5 protein-coding genes and 1 pseudogene are annotated in these 5772 nt (G+C 41.4%); 1 reads left to right on the forward strand and 5 read right to left on the reverse strand.

Going from position 1 to position 5772, the window contains the following annotated elements:
• The first annotated feature begins 420 nt into the window (after nt 1–420).
• Nucleotides 421–684 carry a hypothetical protein gene (locus tag F6J99_RS41015; RefSeq protein ID WP_293122157.1) on the forward strand — a complete coding sequence of 88 codons (264 nt, stop codon included), beginning with the start codon at nt 421–423 and terminating at the stop codon, nt 682–684.
• Nucleotides 685–692: 8 nt separating this feature from the next.
• Here the strand turns inward: F6J99_RS41015 and F6J99_RS41020 are convergent.
• From F6J99_RS41020 to F6J99_RS41040, 5 genes and pseudogenes are all read right to left on the reverse strand, one after another.
• A pseudogene (locus tag F6J99_RS41020) lies at nt 693–1888 on the reverse strand (IS4 family transposase).
• A gap of 178 nt (nt 1889–2066) precedes the next feature.
• Nucleotides 2067–2231, reverse strand: a complete 165-nt coding sequence (locus tag F6J99_RS41025; protein ID WP_293122160.1) for a hypothetical protein — start codon at nt 2229–2231, stop codon at nt 2067–2069.
• Between the two features lie 933 nt (nt 2232–3164).
• Nucleotides 3165–3599 (reverse strand): hypothetical protein, encoded by a 435-nt coding sequence (locus tag F6J99_RS41030; RefSeq protein ID WP_293122163.1) that lies wholly within the window; start codon nt 3597–3599, stop codon nt 3165–3167.
• Between the two features lie 729 nt (nt 3600–4328).
• The gene (locus tag F6J99_RS41035) at nt 4329–4541 is read right to left on the reverse strand and encodes a hypothetical protein (RefSeq protein ID WP_293122166.1); all 213 of its coding nucleotides are present in this window, start codon (nt 4539–4541) and stop codon (nt 4329–4331) included.
• A 206-nt stretch (nt 4542–4747) separates the two neighbouring features.
• Entirely contained in the window at nt 4748–4951 is a 204-nt protein-coding gene (locus F6J99_RS41040; protein WP_293122169.1) for a hypothetical protein, read from the reverse strand.
• Between the last annotated feature and the right edge of the window lie 821 nt (nt 4952–5772).

Below are 5772 nucleotides of genomic sequence, written 5' to 3' on the forward strand. Positions count from 1 at the left end.
ATTGTGCGTTTGGTTAATTGGTGGCTCGGAGTTCCATTTGCAGCTACCCGATGTTCTCGTTTTGCTGCTCTTGCGCCGACCGGTTGACATATGTGTAAACAAATATTAATTTGGCCAGCGGTATCAATTCTGGGGGGAATTAGCGGATGCTTCGCTTTTTGACAGATGGGGATTTAGGGGGCTTTGATCTAGCAAACGAGACTTCTCAGACAACCTCTGACGAAGGAAAATAGGAGGAAAACCTAGTTTTCGTAATAAATCGTAATATATTTGAGATCCAATGGGATAATGTTCAGTAATACTATTGTATCAGGATAAAAAACCCCGCAATGGTAACAAAAACCGTGTGAGATTTTATGATAACCATGGTACAGGGGTAAAACGAACCCGACGGGAAAAAGTAAGGAAAAAACAATACATATGGGTCATTTACGATCTTTAGTGGTTCTACTGGTAATAGTGCTAATGCTCACCATGGGAATCGAAAGGAAAGCATGGGCAATCGATAAGGAATATATCTGCGATTTTGGCTCAACCTATTATGCTTGTGGTCCGATGGTTCTTAGTGATGATAAAGTGTTACTTAAAAATCGGGTCCATGGCAGAGTCAAGGTGATCATAATAGCCAAAGAAAGTAGCCAAGTAGAGGTGTGGAAGGAAGGTGAAAGTTACCTGACGGGGTGACATGAAAGCTATAATGTAGAAAGAATAAGCGTTCGAGCTCTTAGCCCTCGTAAATAATACTCCAGTTTATTGCGATTTAACCTCATTAACTCCTGAACCAAATCCCAACACGACTCCATAAAACTCACCCAATTTTGGCCATATAAGCCGATGTAAAAGCTGCTATGTCTCCTTTCTATACGTCCAGACTCTTTAACTCGACCAACATATTTTTGTACACCTTTATTTTTTATTTCTTGCCCTTTAAAAGTCGCCCAACTATAGGCGATTGCTACAATTAAAATTAAAGAGGTTAACCGATGACCATAAAGATTAGTATCCTCGCGCGTTGTAGCCACCACTTTTAAAATCTCTAAACATTTCTTCTATATTAAAACGTTTTTTGTAAGTCAGGATTACATCTTGAAGACGAGTTAAGTTTGTTAAAATAAACCAGCCCTCTTCTGGAGACCAGCCGTGGAACTTTCGTTTCCATTTACACGCTATATTAAACCCACAGATTTTCTGAGTCTTTGTTACTTTTACGCCTTGAAGGAACAAAGATAAGCCTGGTTTTAATCCTAAAGCTTTTAAGTCTCTCCAAACATCCTTTTCTACTTCAACAAATTCATCTTTTCTTAATCTCAAGCAAAACTGTACAGACCTCTTTCTTAGCCAGTCGGCTAACTTAACAGAACAAAATTCTCTATCTCCCAATATGAGCGGTTGATAAGTTTTAAATAAGCGATGCAGCGCGGTCTTGGGGGTTCCCCCCATGAGCGACTGCATCAAGACAGGGTAAAACTTTTTCGAATATTTCGGTTTGTTCCGTCAAGTTACTTGAACCTAATTTAGGTAACAATTCCCAATATACAGGTATAGATCTGTTGTCATAAACGATGCTCACCATTATTAAATTTATCCGTGCCCAACTGGTTCTATCAATAACTAAATATAAAACTTGGTTAAAATTAAAATTTTGAGTTAACCAACTAGTGAGAATGGGAAACCACAGGTTTTCAACTTTAAGTATTGGTAAGGAGAGAAATCTTTGTAATTTTTTCCGTCTACTCTCAAATAAAATTGGTAGAGGTAAAGCAGTCGCTAATTTTTCTAAGCTTACTTCTTTGAGATTTTGTAGAAGATTAATTAAAAGAGACAAAAGCAAGTATTCAGAACGTACTAGTTGATTTTCTAAGTGTGTTTGGTACAATGAGGGGATCATTTTCAGCTTTATTGGTCTTATTGAGAATTGCTGACCTATCTTTTTTTTACCATAATTTCGTCAAATTCTTATCCCACATGGGTTTTGGGGCGCTTGTCGCCCCCCCAGCCATGATCGGCACTGTATTGTCTTTTTAAACATAAAATATCGCATACATTTTATCCGCTTCCACACCGGTTTAACAGTATTTTACTTCCTTGGTTAACCGGCAGTATCCCTCCGTATTCACTACTAGTTCTTGCCCTTGGGCTAAATCCCCTAGGCCAAGCAGACCGAACGCTAGTATTACCACCACACACAGGGTTTTGATTAATTGACGTAAGTTACACTTTTTGTTGTTCATCTGAGGTTAGTTGTTTTTTAAAGTCCACAATGAAGGTTGTTAATATTAGTATATAGTTCGAATCCACACTCCGGAACAATTGCTGGGGTATGTGACTAAAGTTTCTTTCCCGCCTCTCGTGGGTCCATTTATAAAACCTTTATTAGGTCTGGATCATTTAACCCCGAATTTATTTTAACCCTGTGCCAGGATTTATCCACATGCTCAGGTGGCCTGTCGGTGACCTTGGCGGCACAACCAGGAAGGGAACTGGAACTTACCCAATTCCGTCCATGTGATAATCGGTTATACCTCGTGCTTTTCAGGCCGACCCCCTCGGCCACTATATATTCATCTTCAAGCCTCCTGCCGAACCGCTTAGTGGGGACTTCATTTATCACCGTGGGAGAGGAATTAACATGTATTCTCCTTAGTACCGTGCCCTGAACAGTGTTCAAGGACGTTGCCTACCCACTGTATTATGCTGTTTGATTAACAAAGTATCAAACAGTCCTCATCTGCATTGATTATTACACGCTCAGGTTTTCTGTTCGCCTTTCCCAAAGAACTAGGCCTGCTGCGATATTTTTTTATTATTGACCTAATTGGAATTTTGAGGTTGCGTACGCAAAAGTCAAAACATCAATGCCAAAGCGACGACGAAGCAGGAGGCTTTGGGTCTGGCTGGTAATTTTGGCCGCAATGTGGACACATTAACATACAATACTCTTGTTGAGATTACGTTCCGGGTTACGTCCAGTATTCTGAATTTCGTGAAAAACCCCCTCAACACGCTGGCGGATGCCACCGATAAAACGGTTGAATTCAGGAGAATACTGTTGATGTTGATTAACTCTCCCATTGAGTGTGGATTTATTGATGGCCTCTGGTGAGTTAAGTCAATTGCGGCAAGTTGCGTTTGTTTTTTTCGGGGGTTCAACCGCAAGGCCAGGACTACTGGAGCTTTATTTGGGATTTCACCCTTAATGGTGAATCGGTTAGGTTTATTACACTGAACAAGTCTCGTACGTAGTATGTCAATTTCTCGGTTCCTTCGGGCTTTAGTAAATATACCACTTGTTCTAGTCCTTGATGATCTTCCTCCGACGCTACGAATTTCGCCTGCTTGTACCCGGTGTTTATGACAAATACATCAATTCTCGCGTGCTCCGGCCAATCTTGATTAGACACTATTACACCGGTATTCTTCGTGAGTTCGTTCTCACATTCTATAATTGGGTCTGGTCCGAGCGGGTCTATGGTTTCGATAAAACAATATTCGTACCTGACATCTATTTGTTTGGCCATCGCTGGCTTACAGTACATCCCTAAGGCAAGACAGCCTAAAAGTACCAATATTCCCAGCCTTAAAATCCCTGTTTTATTCATTTCTTTCTCATCTTCACCATTTCATTGGCCTTTTATCCACCGTCAAGGAGTCAGTTATACCCCCAACCCCGGATAAATTGGCTTTACTCGACGATGATACCACATCGCTCTCCCTCCGCTTGGGGTGTTTTTGGCTTCGTCTCCTGACTACACTCCGCTCCCCTTGGGTAGCCGGTGGTCCTTTGCCATACTTCATTATGTGGTTTGTGTTCCGCTCCGTAACCTTTATTCACGACTCGAAGAGTGAATGCGCCACCCCCATCAGGAGTCTTACCTGTCGTTTTATTATATTTCTCACACTCATACCCAACCATTGCATCATACGCGCACCCTGTATTCTTGGGTTTTGGTGGTTTATGGTCCAAAGATTAATTTTTTTTCTCGCCCGGCGAAAATTATTTATTGGTGGGTCTATATGCTTTTAAACCCTATACGTGATTGTCGATTGAATGCTCCACTTGTATATTACACGCTTATGTTATACCACTAGAACTCCCGTATTGAAGTATCACTTTAAATATTTGATCAATTTTGTTAAGTACTGTGGGTGGTGCTGTTGTTGCCTTAAGTGGTTCACTGCCTGCTCCCGGCCATGGGGCGGCCTTAGAAACCGCTCGTGATTCTAACAGTGATATTGTTTTGAATTATTTTGATAGCTCATTAGCCTATTTGTTTCTTTACTGCGCATTGCTTTCTTTTAGCTTAATCTTATGTTGTTATTGCCGATATTTATTGATGATTAGAGATTACTTCTGACGCCAATAGCCTCTTGTTGGCAAATTTATGTTGCGGAGCATAGTTCAAAACATCACCCACCGACCCTGTTCTAGTCCCTGGTTTAATCTTAGCAAACTTACGTTCAAAGGATACCCATTCATTGTGCCATTGGTCAATTTTGGTTTGGGCACCATTGAAAGCGGCACATCTCGTGAGAACAAACATCTTGTGCGATTGGCCGTAGGCCACGCCAAAGGCGATCGCTATTGCCCTATTGATATATCCTGCCCTCGGTAATTTGACTTTTATTTTTTAACCCTTTAACCCGTCGATTACACCGTAACTGAGTGCGGGGTCCACGTTGTTTAATCTGGGCTTTTTGTCGCTTTGTGCGAACCAACTCCTCAAATATATTTATCTCTTATGGCTTGCTATAATCCCTCAATATACTCCTCACCGTTACGAGCATCGTCTATGGCTGTAAACACCACATCACCGCTTACGCTGTACGTAGCATATGTCCATTTCGGGGTGTACAAATATTCCTTTTCTTCTCCACGGCTGAGATCATAAACAACAGATTCAATACTGTCATCTTCAAACATAACCTCAACATGGGATGGTTCTTTGGCCATTTGGATCACCTTTCCACGCTTCTTGGTTCCGATTAATCATTAACTGGCGGTCATAACTAAGAACAATCGGAGGACAAGGATTATATGACGAAAATTCGCAGATATATTCCTTATCGATTGCCCATGCTTTGCTTTCGATTCCCATCGTGAGCATTAGCACTATTACCAGTAGAACCACTAAAGATCGTAAATGACCCATATTTATTTTTTTATCCTTACTTTTTCCCGTCGGGTTCTTTTTACCCCTGCACCATGGTGATCATAAAATCTCACACCGTTTTTGTCACCATTGCGGGGTTTTTTATCCTGATACAATAGTATTACTGATCGATATCCCATTGTATCTCAAATATATTACGATTTATTACGAAAACTAGGTTTTCCTCCTATTTTCCTTCGTCAGAGGTTGTCTGAGAAGTCTCATTTGCTAGATCAAAGCCCCCTAAATCCCCATCTGTCAAAAAGCGAAGCATCCGCTAATTCCCCCCAGAATTGGGGGGTTAGGGGGGCGGGGGACTAATAGAAGCAAATTGACTCTTGTTCCCCCCAAAGTTGGGGGGCTAGGGAGTGTCTTCAAACTCGGAGATCCCCCTAAATCCCCCTTAAAAAAGGGGGACTTTGAGTATGGCTCCCCCCTTTTTTTAAGGGGGGCTGGGGGGGATCATAATCTTGCGGAAAACTTTGAAAACACGCCCTAGGGGGGCAAAATTCAGTATAAAAAAACTTTTCAGATATCCTCTCAGCTCGATTCCATAACTGGGTCTGGATCAAGGTCTATAGATTGAAACATTCATTCCTTGTTGACGTAGTTGGTTAGCAAA

It is taken from the genome of Moorena sp. SIO4G3 (assembly GCF_010692305.1).
Taxonomy (GTDB): Bacteria; Cyanobacteriota; Cyanobacteriia; order Cyanobacteriales; family Coleofasciculaceae; genus Moorena; species Moorena producens_A.